At 66.5% G+C, this 19,988-nt stretch carries 21 protein-coding genes; 8 read left to right on the plus strand and 13 right to left on the minus strand.

Annotation, left to right across the window (positions count from 1 at the left end; genetic code table 11):
• Positions 1 to 95: 95 nt before the first annotated feature.
• Positions 96 to 644, plus strand: a complete 549-nt coding sequence (thpR, locus tag CHB74_RS05825; RefSeq protein ID WP_089218679.1) for an RNA 2',3'-cyclic phosphodiesterase — start codon at positions 96 to 98, stop codon at positions 642 to 644.
• A 125-nt stretch (positions 645 to 769) separates the two neighbouring features.
• Here thpR and CHB74_RS05830 read toward each other — a convergent pair whose 3' ends face one another.
• Both CHB74_RS05830 and CHB74_RS05835 read right to left on the minus strand, forming a co-directional pair.
• Complete coding sequence (locus CHB74_RS05830; protein ID WP_089218680.1) at positions 770 to 1,180, minus strand: hypothetical protein; 411 nt, start codon at positions 1,178 to 1,180, stop codon at positions 770 to 772.
• A 111-nt stretch (positions 1,181 to 1,291) separates the two neighbouring features.
• A complete protein-coding gene (locus CHB74_RS05835) occupies positions 1,292 to 1,765 on the minus strand; it encodes a low molecular weight protein-tyrosine-phosphatase (RefSeq protein WP_425442243.1) in 474 nt (157 codons plus the stop codon).
• An 81-nt stretch (positions 1,766 to 1,846) separates the two neighbouring features.
• Between CHB74_RS05835 and CHB74_RS05840 the strand changes: the two genes are divergently transcribed.
• Positions 1,847 to 3,466 carry an MFS transporter gene (locus CHB74_RS05840; protein ID WP_089218681.1) on the plus strand — a complete coding sequence of 540 codons (1,620 nt, stop codon included), beginning with the start codon at positions 1,847 to 1,849 and terminating at the stop codon, positions 3,464 to 3,466.
• 4 nt (positions 3,467 to 3,470) lie between these two features.
• Here CHB74_RS05840 and CHB74_RS05845 read toward each other — a convergent pair whose 3' ends face one another.
• The 3 genes from CHB74_RS05845 to CHB74_RS05855 form a co-directional block, all read right to left on the minus strand.
• Positions 3,471 to 4,019, minus strand: a complete 549-nt coding sequence (locus CHB74_RS05845; protein WP_089218682.1) for a superoxide dismutase family protein — start codon at positions 4,017 to 4,019, stop codon at positions 3,471 to 3,473.
• Between the two features lie 95 nt (positions 4,020 to 4,114).
• Entirely contained in the window at positions 4,115 to 4,396 is a 282-nt protein-coding gene (locus CHB74_RS05850; RefSeq protein WP_089218683.1) for an ETC complex I subunit, read from the minus strand.
• Between the two features lie 5 nt (positions 4,397 to 4,401).
• On the minus strand, positions 4,402 to 4,719 hold the full coding sequence (locus tag CHB74_RS05855) for a 2Fe-2S iron-sulfur cluster-binding protein (protein WP_089218684.1): 318 nt from the start codon (positions 4,717 to 4,719) through the stop codon (positions 4,402 to 4,404).
• An 84-nt stretch (positions 4,720 to 4,803) separates the two neighbouring features.
• On the opposite strand from CHB74_RS05855, the gene CHB74_RS05860 reads away from it, so the two are divergent.
• Positions 4,804 to 5,445, plus strand: coding sequence for a DNA-3-methyladenine glycosylase family protein (locus CHB74_RS05860; RefSeq protein WP_089218736.1), 642 nt, complete (start codon positions 4,804 to 4,806; stop codon positions 5,443 to 5,445).
• A 39-nt stretch (positions 5,446 to 5,484) separates the two neighbouring features.
• Complete coding sequence (locus tag CHB74_RS05865; protein ID WP_089218685.1) at positions 5,485 to 6,285, plus strand: transporter; 801 nt, start codon at positions 5,485 to 5,487, stop codon at positions 6,283 to 6,285.
• A gap of 22 nt (positions 6,286 to 6,307) precedes the next feature.
• Here the strand turns inward: CHB74_RS05865 and CHB74_RS05870 are convergent, their stop codons facing one another.
• From CHB74_RS05870 to CHB74_RS05890, 5 genes are all read right to left on the minus strand, one after another.
• Positions 6,308 to 7,942 (minus strand): CTP synthase, encoded by a 1,635-nt coding sequence (locus CHB74_RS05870; RefSeq protein WP_089218686.1) that lies wholly within the window; start codon positions 7,940 to 7,942, stop codon positions 6,308 to 6,310.
• Positions 7,943 to 8,078: 136 nt separating this feature from the next.
• Positions 8,079 to 8,441, minus strand: a complete 363-nt coding sequence (secG, locus tag CHB74_RS05875) for a preprotein translocase subunit SecG (RefSeq protein ID WP_089218687.1) — start codon at positions 8,439 to 8,441, stop codon at positions 8,079 to 8,081.
• A gap of 129 nt (positions 8,442 to 8,570) precedes the next feature.
• Entirely contained in the window at positions 8,571 to 11,996 is a 3,426-nt protein-coding gene (locus tag CHB74_RS05880; protein WP_089218688.1) for a chromosome segregation SMC family protein, read from the minus strand.
• Positions 11,997 to 12,030: 34 nt separating this feature from the next.
• Positions 12,031 to 12,777: a thioredoxin domain-containing protein gene (locus tag CHB74_RS05885; RefSeq protein WP_089218689.1), complete on the minus strand. Its 747-nt coding sequence runs from the start codon at positions 12,775 to 12,777 to the stop codon at positions 12,031 to 12,033.
• Positions 12,778 to 13,056: 279 nt separating this feature from the next.
• A complete protein-coding gene (locus tag CHB74_RS05890) occupies positions 13,057 to 13,611 on the minus strand; it encodes an FxDxF family PEP-CTERM protein (protein WP_089218690.1) in 555 nt (184 codons plus the stop codon).
• 425 nt (positions 13,612 to 14,036) lie between these two features.
• On the opposite strand from CHB74_RS05890, the gene CHB74_RS05895 reads away from it, so the two are divergent.
• Positions 14,037 to 14,849 carry an N-acyl amino acid synthase FeeM domain-containing protein gene (locus tag CHB74_RS05895; protein WP_144033733.1) on the plus strand — a complete coding sequence of 271 codons (813 nt, stop codon included), beginning with the start codon at positions 14,037 to 14,039 and terminating at the stop codon, positions 14,847 to 14,849.
• A gap of 141 nt (positions 14,850 to 14,990) precedes the next feature.
• On the opposite strand, the gene CHB74_RS05900 is transcribed toward CHB74_RS05895, so the two are convergent.
• Positions 14,991 to 15,641, minus strand: a complete 651-nt coding sequence (locus CHB74_RS05900) for a c-type cytochrome (protein WP_089218692.1) — start codon at positions 15,639 to 15,641, stop codon at positions 14,991 to 14,993.
• A gap of 169 nt (positions 15,642 to 15,810) precedes the next feature.
• Here CHB74_RS05900 and CHB74_RS05905 point away from each other — a divergent pair, with 169 nt between their 5' ends.
• Positions 15,811 to 16,704, plus strand: coding sequence for a prephenate dehydratase (locus CHB74_RS05905; protein WP_089218693.1), 894 nt, complete (start codon positions 15,811 to 15,813; stop codon positions 16,702 to 16,704).
• Between the two features lie 60 nt (positions 16,705 to 16,764).
• Here CHB74_RS05905 and nudC read toward each other — a convergent pair whose 3' ends face one another.
• Positions 16,765 to 17,634, minus strand: coding sequence for an NAD(+) diphosphatase (gene nudC, locus CHB74_RS05910; RefSeq protein WP_089218737.1), 870 nt, complete (start codon positions 17,632 to 17,634; stop codon positions 16,765 to 16,767).
• Entirely contained in the window at positions 17,634 to 18,686 is a 1,053-nt protein-coding gene (locus CHB74_RS05915) for an A/G-specific adenine glycosylase (protein ID WP_089218694.1), read from the minus strand. Before CHB74_RS05915 ends, nudC begins: the two co-directional genes overlap by 1 nt.
• Positions 18,687 to 18,700: 14 nt before the next feature.
• On the opposite strand from CHB74_RS05915, the gene CHB74_RS05920 reads away from it, so the two are divergent.
• A complete protein-coding gene (locus CHB74_RS05920) occupies positions 18,701 to 19,264 on the plus strand; it encodes a DUF721 domain-containing protein (protein ID WP_089218695.1) in 564 nt (187 codons plus the stop codon).
• Positions 19,264 to 19,986 carry a thioredoxin domain-containing protein gene (locus tag CHB74_RS05925; protein WP_089218696.1) on the plus strand — a complete coding sequence of 241 codons (723 nt, stop codon included), beginning with the start codon at positions 19,264 to 19,266 and terminating at the stop codon, positions 19,984 to 19,986. The genes CHB74_RS05920 and CHB74_RS05925 overlap by 1 nt, the downstream gene beginning before the upstream one ends.
• Positions 19,987 to 19,988 lie beyond the last annotated feature (2 nt).

Here is a 19,988-nt window from a genome sequence, read left to right on the forward strand (position 1 = left end):
TGCGGGCGAAGGTCGCACCGCTCCCCACCAATATCGGCGGATTGCCGATGGTTTTCAACGTGGCGGCCTTGTAACATGATATTACGGTTTCGCCCATGCACCGCCTGTTCGTTGCCCTCCGCCCGCCCCGCGCCATGCGGGAACGCCTGCTCGGCCTGATGGGCGGCATCGCCGGCGCGCGCTGGCAGGATGACAGCCAGTTGCACCTCACCCTGCGCTTTATCGGCGAAGTCGATCGCCACATGGCCGAAGACGTCGCGGCCGCACTCGGCACGGTCCACCATCCCCGCTTCGCGCTCACGCTCGACGGGCTCGGCCAGTTCGGCCGTGGCGGCCGCATCGATACACTCTGGGCCGGCGTCACCCCGCATGACGCGGTGACGGCGCTCCACAACAAGGTCGATCAGGCGCTCGCCCGCGTCGGCGTGGCGCCGGATACGCGCGCCTTCCTGCCGCACATCACCATCGCCCGCTTCGGCCGCAAGTCCGGCCCGGCGGACGCGATGCTGGCCCAAGCCGCCGGCCTTGCCAGCGAGCCGATGGAAATGACGGATTTCTGCCTCTACGAAAGCCATCTCAGCAGCGAAGGCGCGCTTTACGAGATCGTCAATCGCTACCCGCTGGCTGAACCGCCAACCGCCTGATCGCGCAGGCCGGCCGGCGAAGCGGGCCATAGGTGGCGTGGATAGACCCCAATGAAGAACGACCGTCGGGTTTGGGGGAGGCAGACAGGACGCTCAGATGATCGCGTTGTCGGGGGGAGCGGACATTAGGCTTGCGGGCTGCGAGTTCGAGAGCTGAGCACCTTCGCGATCACGATTGCCCCGATTGCCAACACAGATTCCCACTTCATAAGCGAACCGGTAACGCTTGCTATAACAGCCTCGTCCTTGAAGTTCAGATCGAGCAAAACAGAACGAAGCCAGCGAAGCACGTACCAAAAGCTCAAGGGTGCTAACCCGCAAAGCATTAACGCGGCCAAAAGCAAAAATATTGACCGAGTGCCTGCTATGATGGTTGCCACCAACCAGGCAAATATGAGCGGGAGTACGGCCAGAACCGTCCAGTAAGACGGTCCGCCGATGATCATGTCAGCGAGAGCTATCAGCAAAAATATCAAGCCCAGAACGCCCCAGAACTTGGGCACCCAAGACATCTGCCAAACTGAAGCTTTCCTCATTCCCGTATATTGCCGCGGTGGGCCAATGTCCGCAATGTCGGCGCGTCCTGACAGGCAGGCTTCAGGCGGAAACCAACGACAGCGGCCGAGATACGGGCCTGTCCACGCCGCCTAGCCCTTCAGCCGATCCAGCAAGCCGCGCGCGCCGGCGGTCACGTCGGCCCAGGTCACGTCGAAGCCGGCATCGTCACCATAATAGGGATCGGCCACCGCCTCGCCTTCGCGGCCGGCGACATGATCGAGCAGCAGCGACAGTTCCGCGCTCGCATCCGCCGGCGCCAGCGCGCGGAGATCGGCGAAATTATTGGCATCCAGCGCCACGATATGGGTGAAATCGCGGAAGTCGTCCGGCGTCACCTGCCGCGCGCGATAGCCCGAAATGTCCACGCCGTGGCGCTTCGCCACCGCCTGCGCGCGCTTGTCGGGCGCATGGCCCAGATGCCAATCGCCGGTGCCGGCGGAATCTATCGTCACGTCCAGTCCGGCGCGCTCCGCTTCCTCGCGGAACGCCGCCTCAGCCAGCGGCGAACGGCAGATATTGCCCAGACAGACAAACAGCACGGCAGGCTTGGACTTTACGGACACTTTGATCTCCCGGATAAGAACCAGCACTTAGGACAAAGCGGCGGCCAATAGAAGCCGCGCGACAGGGGGATGCGGCACGGCATGGCGCAGACGGACAAACCCGCCGGCGGGGGCATGTATCGCTGGTACGTGCTCGGCCTGTTCACCGTCGTCTATGCCTTCAACTTCATCGATCGCCAGATCATCACCATCCTGGCGCCCTATCTGAAGGCGGATATGGGAATTACCGATGCGCAGGTCGGCCTGCTGTTCGGGACCGCCTTCGCCCTGTTCTACGCGCTGTTCGGCATCCCGCTCGCCAAGCTCGCCGATGGCTGGCACCGCGTGCGGACGCTGGCGATCGGGCTCGGTTTCTGGTCGGCGATGACGGCGATTTCGGGTACCGCCGTCAATTTCACCCAATTGGCGCTGGCACGGGTCGGCGTCGGCGTCGGCGAAGCCAGTGCCTCGCCGGCGGCGGCATCGGTGCTGCTCGATTTCTTCCCCAAGGCGAAACGCGCCACCGCGCTCGCCATCTATATGAGCGGGATCTACATCGGCGCGGGCGCCTCGCTGATGATCGGCGGGCATATCGTCGGTTGGTGGGAAGCCGCCTACCCGGTCAATCCGCCCTTCGGACTGGCGGGCTGGCAGGCTGCCTATTTCGCGGTCGGCATTCCCGGCCTGATCCTGGCGCTGCTGGTGGTGACGACCGTGCGCGAGCCGGTGCGCGGCGCAATCGACGGACATCCCCATCCGGGCGATCCCCACCCCTTCCGCGCCACCTTCGCCGAAATGGCGACAATGTTTCCGCCGTTCAGCCTGTTCAGTCTGAGGCGCAATGGTGGCGGCACCACCCAGATCGTCACCAACCTCGTCACCCTCGCCGCCTGCGCCGCCGCCGCCGCGCTCGTGATCGCATCCACCAACCAGTTGCTCGCGCCCGCGAAACGCGCGCTGATCGCCGATGTCGGCGGCCTCGCCATCACCACCAATCTCGTCCAGTGGGTCGCCATCGCGATCGGCGTTTACGCGACATGGAGCTGGATCCAGTCCGTCCGCCTGCGCGATCCTGTCGCGGCGCGGCTGCTGCTCGGCACGCCCAGCTTCTATTGCCCGGTCATCGCTGGCGGCCTCGTCAGCTATGGCAGCTACGGGCTCAGCACCTTCATCTTCGTCTATGGCAAGGAACATCTCGGCCTGCGCCCGGAAGATGGCTGGTATCTCGGCGCGATCGCGGCTGCGGCGGGCGGCATCGGCACCGGCCTGGGCGGGGTGATCGGCGATTGGGCGCGCCAGCGCCATCCATCGGGCCGGCTGTTCGTCGCGATCGCGGCTGCCGCGATCTCGGCCGGTTTCAGCGTCGCCCAATATAGCGTGGGCAGCATCACGCTGTTCTACGTGACCAACTTCTTCGCTTTGCTGTTCCTTACCCTGTGGCTCGGCCCGGTCGCGGCGACATTGCAGGATCAGGTGTTGCCGCGCATGCGCGGGCTGGCGATGGCGGTGCAGTTTCTCGGCGCCAACCTGATCGGCCTTGGCCTCGGACCCTACATCACCGGGTTGATCAGCGATGCGACGGGCGATCTGCGCCTCGCCATGCTGTGCGCGCTCGCGCCCGCGCCGATTGCCGTCCTGCTGTTTCTTGTCGGCGCGCGCCACCTGCCCGCCGCCGAAGCCACGCTGATCGAGCGGGCGCGGGCGGCGGGGGAAGCGATCTGATCGATCAGTTGGGCATCACCACGCCGCAGGCGATGCGGCCGCCGCTATTGCCGCTGGGATCGGTCTTGTAATCGTCCGGGCCGGCATGGATCACCACCGCCGCGCCATCGGCGTCGAACAGCGGATGATCGCCGCCCGCCAGCCGCGTGCCCGGCAGGGTCACTTCCAGGCGGCCCGCGCCGTCGGTTCCGGCGATAAGGTTGGGCAGATCGCCCCAATGCGGCCCGCCAGCGGCATCCTTGCCATGCACCATGTTGGTCGGGTTCCAGTGCCCGCCGGCCGTGGTGAAGCCCGGCGCCTCGCACTTGCCGGTCTGGTGGACATGCAAGCCGTGCGGGCCCGCCGGCAGGCCCCGGCCATCGACGACAAGGCGGATGCCGTCCGACATCTGGGTCAGCGTCGCGATGCCCATCGCCGTGCCATCCGGCCCCACCAGATTCGCGGTGGCGCTGGTCGTCGCCGGCACCTCGGGTGCCGTATCGGCGGAACCGCTGCTGGCGCAGGCGGCCAGCAGGCCGGCCGCCGCCAGCGGCGCGATCATCAGGTGGCGCATCGCATATCTCCCTTGCATGCTATCGAACCGGAAACGTAACGCTTGAAGCATAACGCCGGTTTCCCGCACGGGAAATGTGCTTGCGCCGAAAAGCCTTAGCGGAAGTTCTCCGCATAGGTGCGGATGCGCAGCTGCTTGGCCGCCGCCGGCACCACCGTGGTCTTCAGCCCCTGCGTGTCGGCATAGGCCCGGGCCGCGTCCAGCGACGGGAACACCAGGCTCACCTGCCCGCGCGTATCGCCCGATCCGGCCCAGCCGGTCAGCGGATCGGGACGCTTGGCTTCGGCGGGCTCATATTCGAGCACCCATTGCCCGGCGCGCGCGCGGCCGGACTGCATGGCATTCTTGGTCCGCTGGTAGATGCGGGCGGCAGACATGGGGATCAATCCTCCGGGGCGATGACGACGCGCAGGCCGTCCAGCTCTTCAGTGAACGGGATCTGGCACGACAGGCGCGACGTGGCGGTGCGATGGTCCGAACTGTCGAGCAGATCGTTCTCATCGTCGCTCAAGGCGCCGAGCTTGTCGAAATCCTTGGGGTCGATCTGGACGTGGCAGGTGGCGCAGGAGCAGCAGCCGCCGCAGAGCGCCAGCAGCTCGTCAAATCCGTTGTCCCGGATATTTTCCATCACCGACAGGCCCACCTGGCCCTCGACGACCTTCTCTTCCCCTTCGCGCGTGACGACGAACAGCTTCGGCATTATGGCTTCTCCCCTCGCTTCCCGCGAGCCAGTTTCCGGGCGGCTATGTCCGTCCGGGCCAGCGAAATCAAGGGCGGACGCAATATGGGATTGACGGCGGAGCAGCTTAAAATGGGGCTGGACGCCCTCGCCGCGAACGAGCCAGCCTTCGCCGAGCGGCTGAAATCGATCGGCTATCCCGAACCTCGCATCCGCGCGCGCGGCTATGAAACGCTGTTGCGCACCATCGTCGGCCAGCAGGTCAGCGTCCACGCGGCCAATGCGGTATGGGGCCGGCTGGATGCCGCGCTCGGCTCCGCCGCGAATCCTGCGGCGCTCGCGGCCGCTTCGGACGAGGTGCTGCGCGCCGCCGGCCTCTCGCGCCAGAAAAGCGGTTATGCGCGCAGCCTGGCCAATCATGTCGTGTCGGGAAAGCTCGATCTCGATGCCCTGCCCGCCGACGATGAGGCCGCGATCGCCCAGTTGATCGACATCAAGGGCATCGGCCGCTGGTCGGCGGAAATCTACCTGCTCTTTGCCGAAGGGCGCGGCGATATCTGGCCCGCCGGCGATCTCGCCGTCCAGATCGAGGTCGGGCGGATGTTGGGCATGGCGGATCGCCCGTCCGAAAAGCGCACCCGCGAGGTCGCCGAAGCCTGGCGGCCCCACCGGGGGGCGGCCGCAATCTTCACCTGGCACAGCTATGGCGAAGCCGCGAAAGCCAAGACAAGCAAAGTTCCGCTATGATGTGGGGGTAACCGTCCCGCCTCATCAGGGTGCCCTGCCATGCGTCGTTCGCTGTCCGCCCTCAGCCTTGCCGCTGCTCTCCTGATCAGCGCGCCCGCACAGGCCGAACGCGATCTCTGCCCGGATCGGCCCGGCCTTGGCACGCCCGCCTGCACGCTCGACGCCGGCCGGATACAGGTCGAACTCGGCCTTGCCGACTGGGCGGTCGATCGGAACGCGGACAGCCGGACCGACACGATCACCGCCAGCGAGGTGCTGGTTCGCTTCGGCATCGCCGAAAGCGCCGAAATGCAGCTGGGCTGGACGGCCTATGGCCATGTCCACGCGCGCGACCGGGCGAGCGGTGCGGTGGATCGTGACGACGGCACCGGCGATGTGGTGCTGGCGTTGCGCCGCAACCTGGCCCAGCCCGACGGCTCCGGCTTCTCGATCGCCGCGCAGCCCTTCGCCACGCTTCCCGTGGGTGGTCAGGCCATCGGCGCGGGGGATTGGGGCGCAGGCCTGCTGCTGCCGATCAGCTATGATCTGCCGGGCGATCTGCAACTGGCGCTGACGCCGGAGGTGGATGCCGCCACCGATGCCGACCGGCATGGCCGCCATCTGCGCTATGGCAGTGCTTTCGGGCTGGGTTTCGCGGTCAGTGACGCCATCAGCGGCACGGTCGAAATCGCCGCCTATCGCGATCGCGATCCCGCCGATCATGTTACGGAAGCGCTGGCCGCCTTGTCCTTCGGCTGGCAGCCCACCGCCGACATCCAGCTGGATGCCGGCGGCAATTTCGGGCTGAACCACACGACGGCCGATGCCGAGCTTTATCTCGGCATCACCAAGCGCTTCTAGGGTCGCTCAGACCAGCCGGCCCTCAGACCAGCCGGCTCTGTGCCAGCGCCGCCGCCACGAAGCTGGCGAACAGCGGATGCGGATCGAACGGCTTGGACTTCAGTTCCGGGTGGAACTGCACGCCGATGAACCACGGATGGTCCGGCCGCTCGACGATCTCCGGCAGCGCGCCATCAGGCGACATGCCCGAAAAGATCAGGCCCTTGGCCTCCAGCGGCTCGCGATAGTTGATGTTCACTTCGTAGCGGTGGCGATGCCGCTCCGAAATATCGGTTTCGCCATAGACCGAAGCGACGCGGCTGTTGCCTGCCAGCTTGGCCGGGAAGGCGCCGAGCCGCATCGTGCCGCCCAGATCGCCATCGGCCGAACGCACCTGCTTGCCGCGCGTCGATTCCCATTCGGTGATCAGGCCGACGACCGGGTTTTCGGTCGGGCCGAATTCCGTGGTCGATGCATCGGCCAGGCCGACCAGGTTCCGCGCGCCTTCGATGCAGGCCATCTGCATGCCAAGGCAGATGCCGAAGAAGGGCACATTGCGTTCGCGGGCGAAGCGCACGGCCGAAATCTTGCCTTCCGATCCGCGTTCGCCGAAGCCGCCGGGCACCAGAATCGCGTTGCACGGCTCAAGGCTGGCCGCGATATCCGATTCGGGGCCTTCGAACAGCTCCGCGTCGATCCAGCGGATGTTCACCTTCACCCGGTTGGCGATACCGCCATGGACCAGCGCCTCGTGCAGCGACTTATAGGCGTCGAGCAGGCCGGTATATTTGCCGACGACGCCGATCGTCACTTCGCCTTCCGGGTTCTGGATGCGATCGACGATATCGTCCCAGCGGGTCAGGTCCGGCGATCCGCCAGCCTCGATCCCGAACGCGGCGAGCACCGCGCGGTCGAGCCCTTCGGCATGATATTGCAGCGGCACGCCATAGATGGTGCTGGCGTCCAGCGCCGGGATCACCGCATCGGGCGGCACATTGCAGAACAGCGCGATCTTCGCCCGCTCGCTCGCCGGCAGCGGATGTTCCGAACGGCAGACCAGCACGTCGGGCTGGATGCCCAGCGAAGTCAGCTCGCGCACCGAATGCTGCGTCGGCTTGGTCTTCAGTTCACCCGCCGCCGCGATATACGGCACCAGCGTCAGGTGGACGAAAACGGAATTGCCACGGCCCAGATCGTTCCGCAGCTGGCGGATCGCTTCCATGAAAGGCAGCGATTCGATGTCGCCCACCGTGCCGCCGATCTCGCACAGCACGAAATCCACGTCGTCGGTCTCGCCGCGCGCGAACTCCTTGATCGCGTCGGTGACGTGCGGAATCACCTGCACCGTCGCGCCGAGATAATCGCCGCGCCGCTCCTTGGCGATGATGTTCTGGTAGATCCGTCCCGTCGTGATGTTGTCCGACTGACGCGAAGGAACGCCCGTAAAGCGTTCATAATGGCCGAGATCCAGATCGGTCTCGGCGCCGTCGTCGGTCACATAGACCTCACCGTGCTGATACGGGCTCATCGTGCCCGGATCGACGTTGAGATAGGGATCGAACTTGCGAATGCGGACCCGATAGCCACGCGCCTGGAGGAGGGCAGCAAGACTTGCCGCCATAAGACCCTTGCCAAGCGAGGAGACCACGCCGCCGGTGATGAAGATGTACCGCGCCATGGGAGAAATGGCTTAGCCGCGAGTTGAGGTTGGGAGCAAGGGAACGACTCCGAAAAAAGCGATCGAGTGCGCCGACGATGCCGTCGACGCACAGGAAATGATGGTGAACGAGAACGCCCGTCGCCGGGCGCGAAGCTTACTGGGCCAGCGGAACCGCGCTGTTGGTTGCCGGCGCGGCCGCATTGTCGGCCTCCGGCACGGTGGGCGCCGCTGCCGGCGCCTGCTGCTGCGCCGCCGGCGGGCGGGCAAGCGACTGATCGATTTCGCGCGGACCACGCTGCATGGTGGCGAGCGCGGCAAGGCCGATCGACATCAGGACGAACAGGGTCGCCAGGATCGTCGTCGCGCGCGTGAGGAAATCCGCCGCGCCACGTGCGCTCATCAGGCCGGTCGGGCTGCCGCCCATGCCCAGGCCGCCGCCTTCCGAACGCTGCATCAGGATCACCGTGACGAGCGCCGCGGCGATGATCGCGTGGACGACGAGAAGGAAAGTGAACATCGGCGGTCGATCTTTCGGCAAAAACGGAACGGCGTCGCGGCCGGATATGGACGCGGCCTGTATAGAATCAAGTCGCGGGGTTCAACCGGGGCGCATGGCGAAACCCGCCTTAGGCCATGACGGGCACGGCTATTCCGCCGCCAGCAGCCGCTCCGCTCCGCCCAGATCCACCGATACCAGCCGGCTGACGCCGCGTTCCACCATCGTCACGCCGAACAGCCGGTGCATCCGCGCCATGGTGACGGCATTGTGGGTGACGATCAGGTATCGGGTGTCGGTCTCGCGCGTCATGCGATCCAGAAGGTCGCAGAATCGTTCGATATTCGCGTCATCCAGCGGCGCATCCACCTCGTCCAGCACGCAGATCGGCGCCGGATTGGTCAGGAACAGGGCGAAGATCAGCGCCACCGCCGTCAGCGCCTGTTCGCCACCGGAAAGGAGCGTGAGCGCGGCCAGTTTCTTCCCCGGCGGCTGCGCCATGATCTCCAGCCCCGCCTCCAGCGGATCATCCGATTCGGTGAGCGCCAGATGCGCCTCGCCGCCGGCGAACAGGGTGGTGAAGAGACGACGGAAATGCTGGTCGACCGCCTCGAACGCGGCGAGCAGACGGGTCCGCCCCTCGCGATTCAGGCTGCCGATCGATCCGCGCAGACGGTTGATCGCCTCGCCCAGCTCGTCGCGTTCGGCCTGCCCCTTGGTGCGCGCCTCCTCCAGCTCGGCCAGTTCGGTTTCGGCGACAAGGTTCACCGGGCCGATCCGCTCGCGATCGGCGGTCAGCCGGTCCAGCGCCGCCGACTGGCTGGCCGCGTCGCCCACCTCGGCGCTCGCGAAGCCCAGTTTCTCCGGCAGCACCGGCGCGGGGCAGCCGAATCGCTCGCCGGAAACCCGGCCCATTTCGATCCGTCGGAGCTCCTGATTTTCGTGACGCGCAGCGGCCCCTGCCCGCGCCTCGCGCGCGGCGGCCAGCGCCTCGCCAGTATCGGCCGCCGTTTTTTCGGCCAGTCGCAACTGCTCCTCGGCAGCACGTTCGGCATCGCGCGCGTTCGCGGCATCAGCTTCGACCTGCGCAACCCTGGCTTCCAGCGTCGCGATCCGACCGTCCAGCTTCGCCGGCGCGTCGGCAAGCGTCGCGGCCTCCTTCGCCACCGCATCGGCGCGCTTCGCCATCTCGTCGATGCGCCGTGCCGCATCGCCCGCGCGGGACCGCCACCCCTTCGATTCGCTGCGCACCGCCTCCAGCCGGCGCGCGTCCGCCTCGATCCGCTGGCGCAGAGCCGCCAGCGCCGCGCGCACGTCCGCCAGCGTCGCGCGGGCCATATCGCTGGCCCGCCGCAGTTGATCGACCTTCACCGCCGTTGCCTGCCCGTCCGGCAGCGCCGTCACGGCAGCTTCGGCGTCGCCATGCGCATTGGCCGCCTCGTCGCGTTCGGTCGCCGCCCTATCGGCCCGCTGCTCCAGCGTCGCGCGCTGGCCCGCAAGCCGCTCGATCGCGGTCGCCGCCGCATCCGCCTCGCGCATGGCGTTGCGCGCCTGCGCCTCGGCATCCGCCAGGCTCCGCCGGCCGGCGTCGATCGCGGCCTTGGCCGCTGCCAGTCCGGCCTGCGCCTCCGCCATGGCCGCCGTCGCCGTTTCCACATTGTCCCGGGCGCCGGGCAATTGTTCCTCAAGCGCGGTAAGCCGGTTGATACGGATGAGCCGCTCGGCCGCCGCGGCCCCCACTTCCTCCGCAACGAAGCCGTCCCAGCGGCGCAGCCGTCCATCGCGGGTGACAAGGCATTGGCCGGTCGCCAGCGCCAGGCTGCCATCATCCCGGTCAGCCACCGCCACCTGTGCCAGCCGTCGCGCGATTTCCGGCGGCGCGGTCACCGCCGGCGCCAGCGGTTCCGCACCTTCGGGCAGGCGCGGATCCTCCGGCTGCGGTTCGGCCCCCGCCCAGCGCCGCTTGCCCTCGGCACCGATCGCCGCGGTAAGATCATCGCCCAGCGCGGCCGCCAGCGCGCGTTCATAGCCGGGCTGCGCCCGCACCTGATGCAGCGCCTGATGGGCGCCCGCATCACCCGCCGTCGCACGGGTCAGCGCCGCCACTTCGCTTTCGAGAGCCGCCAACGCCGCCCGGGCTGATGCGCTGGCCGCCTCCGCTGTCTCGCGCCGCGCCGCCGCCGCATCGCGCTCGCCCTCGGCCACGGCGATCGCGGCCGCCGCCTCCGCCGCTGCCGCCTGCGCCGCATCGCGCGCCGACGTCGCAGCGCGTTGCTTGTCGAGCAATGGTTCGGCATCCGGCAGCGCCCGAACTTCGGCAGCCGCCCGGCCATGATCCGCCTCCGCGCGCTGCAACCGCTGGCGCGCCGCAGCCAATGCCGCTTGCGCCACGCGCACCTCGGCCTGTTCGGCAGCCTGCTCGGCAACCGCATGGGCGAGCGCGATCTCGGCATCGCGGCTCGCCGTCTCCGCCTCGCCCACCCGCACGGCAAAGGCGGTCTGTTCCCCATCGGCACCGGCCCGCGCAGCGGTGAGCGCCTTATCCTCTTCTGCGAGCCCCGCCAGCGCCGCCGATGCGTCCACCGCCAACGTATCCTCGCGCGCACGGTCACGCGCCAGCGTGTCCCCCTGCGCCGCCAGTTCCGCGATCCGCCGTTCCAGCGCGCTGCGTTCCGATCGCAAGGCCGCAAGCTGATGCCCGGCCTCCGCCGCCGCCTCGCGCGTCTTCTGGGCCTCGGCCCGCGCATCGCCGACGATCCGCACCGCTTGCGATTGGTGGGCGGCGGCGGCGCGCTGCGCCTCGGCAGCGGCATTCACCGCAGAGTCGGCCTGATCCGCCTCGCGCTTGGCGGCATCGGCTGCGGCGGCGGCTTCACGCCAGCGCGCATAGATCAGTTTCGCCTCAGCCAGCCTGATCTGTTCGGAAAGCTGGCGATAGCGCTCGGCGGCCCGCGCCTGCCGCTTCAGCGCATTGCCGCGCACCTCCATATCGGCCAGCAGTTCGTCCAGCCGATTAAGGTTGGTTTCGGTGGCACGCAGCTTCTGTTCGGCATCCTTGCGGCGGACGTGCAGGCCCGCAATGCCCGCCGCCTCTTCCAGCATCTGCCGCCGTTCGGTGGGCTTGGCCGCGATCACCGCCGCGATCCGCCCCTGGCTCACCAGCGCCGGGGAATGCGCGCCGGTCGCCGCGTCGGCGAACAGCAACGCCACGTCCTTGGCGCGCACGTCGCGGCCGTTCAGCCGATAAGCAGACCCCGCGCCCCGCTCGATCCGGCGCACGATCTCGATCTCGCCGTCCTGCCCGTCGCCGGTGGGCGCGCGATCGACAAGGATCGCTACCTCGGCGAAATCGCGCGCGGGCCGGCTCGTCGTGCCGGCGAAGATCACATCCTCCATCCCGCCGCCGCGCATCGACTTGGCGGAGCTTTCGCCCATCGCCCAGCGGATCGCTTCCAGCAGGTTGGACTTGCCGCAGCCATTGGGGCCGACGATACCCGTCAGCCCCGGCTCGATCCGCAGCTCCGATGGTTCGACGAAGCTCTTGAAGCCCGAAAGCTTGAGCCTCCTGATCCGCATGGCGGTGTGCGTCCCCCCGGAGCCGCCGGCCCGATCAGCCGCCCAGCGCTTCGTTCAGCGCGGCCGACAGCGTGTTGATGTCATAGACACCGTCGGCCAGCTTGCCGTTGATCATGAAGGCCGGCGTGCCGGTGATATTGTCGATTTTGGTGCCATGCTCGCGAATGGCGAGCAGCTTGTCGATGCCGGCCTTGTCGGCCAGGCACTGATCGGCCTTGTCCTTGGCTAGGCCACGGGCGCGATAGAACTGGTCCATGCCCGCCGACGTGGCCAGCGCACCGAATTGCTGGTTCTCGGGCAGCCCCTGGATGCGGGTGATCTCGTCATTGGTGATCTTGGAGATATTGGGGAGCCAAGTCTTCTGTTCAGCATAGGTCTGTTCGACCAGCTTGAAGAACGGCCCCTCACCCTGGCAGCGCGCCAGCAGCGATACCGCCATGTCGACGGGGTTGAGCACGAAGGTGCGGAATTCCCAGCTCACCTTGCCGGTGCGGACGAACTCGTCCTTCAACTTGGGCGCGCCGTTGATCGAAAAATCGGCGCAATGCGGGCAGGTGAGCGACGCATATTCAACCAGCTTCACCGGCGCATCGGGATTGCCCATGCGAAAGCCGCCTTCCGGCGTAACCGAAACGACCTCGCTCCAGTCCTTGCCTGCGGGCGCGCTCGCGGCCGGTGCAGCGGCATTGCCGGCGGCCGTGGTGTCGGTGGCTTCCTGCTTGCCGCAAGCTGCCACGGCGAGCGCGAGCGCAACGACGCCCCAGCGGAATTCGGTCTTCATGGGTGAAATGCTCCTGGAATGCCCTTTGGCGTTATGCCCTGTTGAGGCGATATGCCCTGCGCGCGCAATCATGGCGCGGCGAGGCGTCCGCTTCAACGGCTTATCGCTACAGCCGGCACCCGCATAGGGCGTCGGGCCAGCCAGGAACAGCAAAAGGAGGCGCGCGAGCCTTTTATCCCGCGCGTCTCACCAGAATGCGCCGAATGGGCCAGCTGAAGACAAAGAGGTCACCAGCGCCTGAGCGCGGTGACCCCCTTGCTATTGAAGGGCGCGGAAAAGCTACGCTTTGGCAGCCTTCAACGTCCAGCGCTGGCGCCGTGCACCATAGCCCACCAGGCCGAAGCCCGTGATCATCATCGCCCAGGTCGCCGGCTCGGGAATGGCATTCGGCAGGAAGGTGGCGTTGCCGCCATAGGAGCCGTTGCCGCGCGAGAAACCGACGATCTCGATCGTGTTCAGCACACCGAAGGCGATCGGCACGCTGCTGATGTCGAAGAACTCGCTCTTGCCGTCAGCGGAAAGCGTCTTGGTCGCCGCCAAGCCGTTCACCATGACCGAAATGATGTCCAGATCGGTTGCCGACAAAAGCGCGGAAGTGCTGGTGGAGAGCGAACCGCTGCCGGTGCCATCCTGATCGATTGTGAAGCGATAATAATCGGTAAAGTCGCCTTCCAGGATGCCGCTACGACCGATAGTCGCCGACACTGGCCCGTTGGTGATGTCTCCGAAAACCTGAAACTCGGGATCGCCCGGAACGAAGTCCTCGGCGAATGCCGCTGGGCTAAAGGTGATCGCTGAGGCGACACCCACGACAGCCATAAGGATGCCCTTCATTAGCCGTACCCTTTCTGCTTCGGCGCCATGCGCTACATGCCCCTCCACCCATTTCACGCTGACATATAGTTAAGGCCGTTGCAAGTATTGCAGGCCGCAACTTGGCCGGCACTTTTCCCTATATGAGACGCCTTGGAAGGCACCCAAAAGCGCCGCAATCCGCCATTTTCAACGGAATTAGGCCGGTCGGACGAGCGGTTTTCGCTGATCGGCCCCGACGAATGCACGGCCCACCGCCAAAGGCTAGAAGCGCCAATTCAGCTCTGGCAACCGAAAATAAATCGAATCACATCAGTATCCATCTGACAAATATAACACAAACGAAACGACGAGACTCGTTACGCCAAGTAAATGACGCGCTTTGTACTTTGCGTTCAAAATCACAAAATCCCATTAACCACAGATGCTTACGGCTGCAAAAATGCGTGCGCAGGCATCTCCGAGGTCGCAGTCATCCGGGGGCAAATATGTCGCAGGTAGATACGCATCATCAGTTCAGCGAGCACTATCAGGCCGGCATCAGCACTGCCCCCCTCGACGATGAACTTTTCGTCGAATTCCCCTATACGGATCATGATGGGGAACAAAAATATCTGACATTTCATATCGCTAACACGAAGTACGAAAAAGACTCCGCCAGCGATCTGATCAACCGGATGTATTCCTGGCGCGGCTATGGGCGCAGCGATGCGCTGCCGTCGGGCGAAAATTCCACCACCTTCACGATCACGAGCGACGACCGGGTGGTCGGCACGCTCACATTGACGGCGGACTCCGGCGCCGGCCTCGCCATCGAGAAAACCTTCCATGACGACATCGACGGGTTCCGCCGCATGCCCGGCAACCGGTTGTGCGAGTTGACGAAGTTCGCGCTCGACACCAATGCACCGTCCAAGCCGGTGCTGGCCGCGCTGTTCCACATCATCTTCATTTACGGCATGCATCGGTACGACTGCACCGACCTGTTCATCGAGGTGAACCCCCGCCATTCGCGCTTTTACGAAGTGATGCTGAACTTCAAGCCCGTCGGCGACGTGAAGATGAACGACTCGGTCAAGGCGCCGTCGCAGCTGCTCTGGCTCCGATCGTCCGATATTCGTGAATATATCGACGTTTACACGAACAATCTGCGCACGTCGAAGCGGTCGCTCTATCCCTATTTCTACCCGCTTGCGGAAGAAGCCGACATCTACACGCGCATGCTGCGCGCACCGGCCAACGATATGGCTATCGTTTAGAACACGCCGAGCGACTCGGCCGCAATCACCCAGAGCAGCCGCTGATCCGTCACCGCCGGCGGAATCATAAATAAAGGCACCGGCATTGCGCGGCGCGCATCGCCGCGGGGGAGCCACGCTCCCCCGCAACGCATCCTATTTTCAGTGGGCCGGGGCCGCCGCCGGAGCAGCCTCGTTACCGGCAGCCGGCGCCGCAGCGTCGGCAGTCGCATTGCCGTCCACCGGTGCCGCGCCTTCGGCCGGGGCCTCGGCGGTTTCGGCCGGCGCCGCCGGCAGCGGCAGCGGGCTGTCGCTCTGCTGGTTGAGGTAAGCGATGATGTTCGCGCGATCTTCCGGCTTGGAAAGGCCGGCGAAGGTCATCTTGGTGCCCGGAGCATATTTCTTCGGATTGTGCAGCCAGTCGCTCATGCTCTTCCAGTCCCAGGTCCCCGGGACGCCCTTGAGCGCGTCGGTGTAAGCGAAGCCCGGAACATGGCCGTGCGGCTTGCCGAGCGCGCCCCACAGATTCGGGCCGAGGCCGTTGCCACCGCCCTTGTTGGCATTGTGGCAGGCCGCGCACTTCTTGAACACGTCCGCGCCCTTCGCCGGATCGGCGCTCGCGAGGTAGAATTCGATCGGCTTTTCCGCTTCGGCGCCGCCGGCCGCGCCCTCTTCTTCGACGCCTTCGACCACATAGCCCATCTTTTCAGGGCGATGGCCTTTGAAATACTCACCCGTCACGATCGAGAGACCCAGAGCCGCAATGCCGCCGGCCAGTGCCCAGCCCGCGATGGTGTTGAAACGGTTTTCCATGCCTCTCTCTTATCCTCCCAGGGGATCGCGCAGTCCCCTTGCGCGATGAAAAAGCGGGCTCCCTTTAGATTCGAGCGCCTTCCACCGCAAGCGCAGCTTGAGGTTTGCGAATCGTTATCAAGGCTACAACTTGCGACGCGTGGCCATCCAGCCTAAGCGCGCGCCCCATATGGAAAGCTATCCCGCCCCCGCCCGCGCGCTGGTCGCGCAGATGATGGCCGCCGCCGCGGCCGAGCCGAACCGCGCCGTCGCCTTCCAGGGCGCACCTGGCGCGAACTCGCACATCGCGGTGGATCAGGCTTTTGCCGACGCGCTGCCGCTGCCCTGCTTCAGCTTCGAGGACGCGATCGATGCGGTCCGCGAAGGCCGCGCCGATCGTGCGATGATTCCGATCGAAAATTCGCTGCACGGCCGGGTGGCGGACATCCACTTCCTGCTGCCCGAATCCGGGCTGGTGATTACCGGCGAGCATTTCCTGCCGATCCGCTACGCGCTGATGGGCGTCGATCCGGCGGCGAAGATCACCGAGGTGATGAGCCACCCGCAGGCGCTGGGCCAGTGCCGCAACTGGCTGCGCGCACGCGGCCTTCGCCCGGTCACTTATGCGGACACCGCCGGCGCCGCCGCGATGGTGGCGGAACTCGGCCAGCCCGAAACCGCTGCGATCGCGCCCCCCGCCGCGGCCGAGCTCTACGGCCTCGACATCCTCGCCGACGGGCTGGAGGATGCGGAGCATAATATGACGCGCTTCGTGATCCTGGCGCTCGAAGGATCGAACGAACGCCCCGCCGGCCAGGTGATGACCACCTTCATCTTCGAGGTGAAGAATATTCCGGCCGCGCTCTACAAGGCGATGGGCGGTTTCGCGACCAACGGCGTCAACATGACCAAGCTGGAAAGCTACCAGCGCGGCGGCAGCTTCGCGGCGACCGAATTCTACGCCGACATCGAAGGCCATCCCGAAGACCCCGCCGTGGCGCGCGCACTGGAGGAACTGGCCTTCCATTCCAAATGGGTCCGCATCCTCGGCACCTATCCGCAGGCCCGCCCGCGCGGCGTGTGATCTGCGCCTGCCCGTCATCCCGGCGAAGGCTGGGATGACGGTTCTTGTTCTGAGACCCGCTTATTCCCGCGCCAGCCAGCGCGCGAACAGCGTGTGGGCGATTGCATAAGGCGGCGGCGCGATGAACGGTGCGTCGGGGTCATTGGCCAGCGACGCGGCTACCTGATCGCGATCGACCCACATCGCATGTTCCAGTTCGTTGGTGTCGAGCGTCACGGCATCCGATTCCACCGTCGCGATGCAGGCCATCATCAGCGATGACGGGAAGGGCCAGGGCTGGCTGGCGACATAGCGGACGCCGGTGGCCCTCACCCCCGCTTCCTCGAACAGTTCGCGCGCCACCGCTTCCTCGATCGATTCGCCAACCTCGATGAACCCGGCCAGCGCCGAATAGCGCCCGGCGGGAAAGCGCGGTTGCCGGCCGATCAGCACCCGCCCCTGATATTCGGCCAGCATGATGACGACGGGATCGGTCCGTGGAAAATGCTCCGTCGCGCAGGCCGTGCAGCGCCGGGCCCAGCCGGCCCGCATCACCGCCGTTTCCGCGCCACATGCGGCGCAGAAGCGATGGCGCGAATGCCAGTCGATCAGGCTGCGCGCCGCCGCATAGGTGCCCGCCTCCCCCGCCGGAAACCCGTCGAGCAGCCGCCAGATCAGATTGTGGTTGCTGCCTGCCGCCTGCCGTTCGAGCGCCACGAAGCGCGGAATATCGTCGATCAGGCCAAGCAGCGCGAGGTCCACGCCCGCCGGCGCCTCGGCGATCGGCGCCCAATCGAGCGCGCCGTCCGCCGTCGCCACCGGATCGAGCCCGTCCATCTTGAGATACAGAGCGCGCGGGTCCGCCCGCCTCGCCTCCAACATGCCGGGATGATCGCGCTCATTGTCGATCCGCTCGATCGGCGATCCCGTGAAACCCGGCGCAGTCGGCATCATTCCCTCTCCTCTTTGCGGCTTTTCTGGGCGAGCGCCGCGGCCTTTGCAAACAGCGTCGGCAATCCCGCTTCTCCGATCCGCTCGACCGGCCACCATTCGCCGTCCGCGGCATCGCGCTCGCTTGTTCCCATCACGACGGCAAGGTCGAGCGCGAAATGGGTAAAGACATGGGCGACCTGCCCGATCGGCTGCCAATTCCCCGCCACCGGCGCATCCGCCAAGCCGGGATCGGCCTCGCTCCACGGGCCGCTCGGCAACGCCCGCATGCCGCCCAGCATGCCCTTGTCCGGCCGGCGGACGAGGAGAACATGGCCATCCACCTCCACCCAAAAAGCCGTGCCCCGGCGCAGCGGACGAGCCTTCTTCGCCGCCTTGACCGGCCATCGTTCGGGATCGCCGGCGCGGAACCCCGCGCAATGGCGGTTGACCGGGCACAGCGCGCAAACGGGTTTCCGGGGCGTGCAGATCGTGGCGCCAATATCCATCATCGCCTGCGCGAAATCGCCGGCGCGGTTGTCGGGGGTGATCGTGTCGCAGGCGGCGCGGATCGCCGGGCGCGATCCGGGCAGCGGCGCATCGATCGCGAACAGCCGGGCCACCACCCGTTCGACATTGGCATCGACCACCACCGCGCGCCGGCCGAAGGCGATCGCCGCCACCGCCGCCGCCGTATAGTCGCCAATGCCGGGCAAGGCGCGCAACCCGGCCTCGTCGTCGGGAAAGCGCCCTCCGGCCGCTGTTACCGCGCGGGCGCAGGCCAGCAGGTTGCGTGCACGGGCATAATAGCCAAGCCCCGCCCAGGCAGCCATCACCTCGGCATCGTCGGCGGCAGCCAGATCGGCCACGGTGGGCCAGCGCGTCGTGAAGTCCGCGAAGTAACGGCCCACCGCCGCCACCGTCGTCTGCTGCAGCATCACTTCCGAAAGCCAGACACGATAGGGATCGGGCGGCGGCGCGCCCGGCATGGCGCGCCACGGCAGGCGCCGGGCCGAACGATCATACCATTCAAGGATTAGCGCGGGAATCGCGACGGCGCTGTCGACGGGCATGGCCCCGCTATGGCATGGGAACCGCGATGACGGAACGCAAGACCAGAGCCCCCAGCACGCGCCGCCCCCGCGCGGCCACGGCGGAAACGCCACGCCAGAACCGCGCCCGGCCGGTGGCCGAAATGGTGCCCGATGTCGGCCGCGCCTCGTTTCGCCGCTTCGGCTTCGTGCAATCGGCCGTGGTCAGCCGCTGGGCCGAAATCGTCGGCCCGCGTTATGCCGGCGTCTCCGCGCCCGAATCGATCCGCTTTCCGAAGGGTGAACGTGCGCAGGGCGTGCTGACGCTCAGCGTCGAAGGCGCCCATGCCGCGATGATGCAGCATGTCGCACCGGAAATCGTCGAACGCGTCAACCGCTTCTTCGGCTATCCCGCCGTCGCCCGCATCGCCATCCGCCAGGGTGTTGCGGCCAAACCCGTGGCGCGCCGCGCGCCGCCTTCGATCAAGCCCGTGCCGGCTGATCTGGGCGAAAGCCTGCGCACCATCGCCGATCCTGAATTGCGCGCCGTGCTCGAATCGCTCGCCGGCGCGCTTGTTGCTACCAAGGGCCCGCCCACTTTCGACGATGGAAACAAGTGATGCGCATGATTTCTGCCGCAATCGCCGTTCTGGCTGTCGCTACCGCAACCGCGCTTCCCGCCGCGCAGCCGGCCCCGAAAGCCGCGCCGAAGGCGGCCAATGCGCCGGCCTGGAATAACCGCGTCGTCGCCACGGCCGAAGGCGGCTGGCTGATCGGCAATCCGGCGGCGCCGGTGAAGCTGATCGAATATGCGTCCTACACCTGCCCGCATTGCGCCCATTTCGCGGCCGAAGGGCTGCCGATCGTGCGGCGCGACTATATCGCGACGGGCAAGGTCAGCCTCGAATTCCGCCAGTTCGCGCTCAACCCGATCGACCTGACCGAAGGCATGTTGGTACGGTGCACCGCCACACCCGGTGCGGCGGTCGCTATGGGCGAAAAACTGTTCGCCGATCAGCAGAAGATCATGGCCAATGCGCCGGATCGTGCGGCGGCGGACAAGCTGAACGCCACGCCCGAAGCGCAGATCCATGTCGCGCTGGCGCAGATGATGCATCTCGATGACTGGGCCATCGCCAACGGCCTGCCGGCCGCACGCGCCAACGCCTGCCTCGCCAATCTCAAGCTCCGCGATCAGATCGTCGCGATCCGGGGCAAGGCCGTCGAAACCTATAATATCCAGGGCACGCCGAGCTTCGTCATCAACGGCAAGGTGCTGGACCGTACGTTCGACTGGCAGGCGCTGGAACCCCAGCTCAAGGCCGCCGTCGCGGGCAAATAAAG

This window comes from Edaphosphingomonas laterariae (assembly GCF_900188165.1).
Classification (GTDB): Bacteria; Pseudomonadota; Alphaproteobacteria; order Sphingomonadales; family Sphingomonadaceae; genus Sphingomonas_E; species Sphingomonas_E laterariae.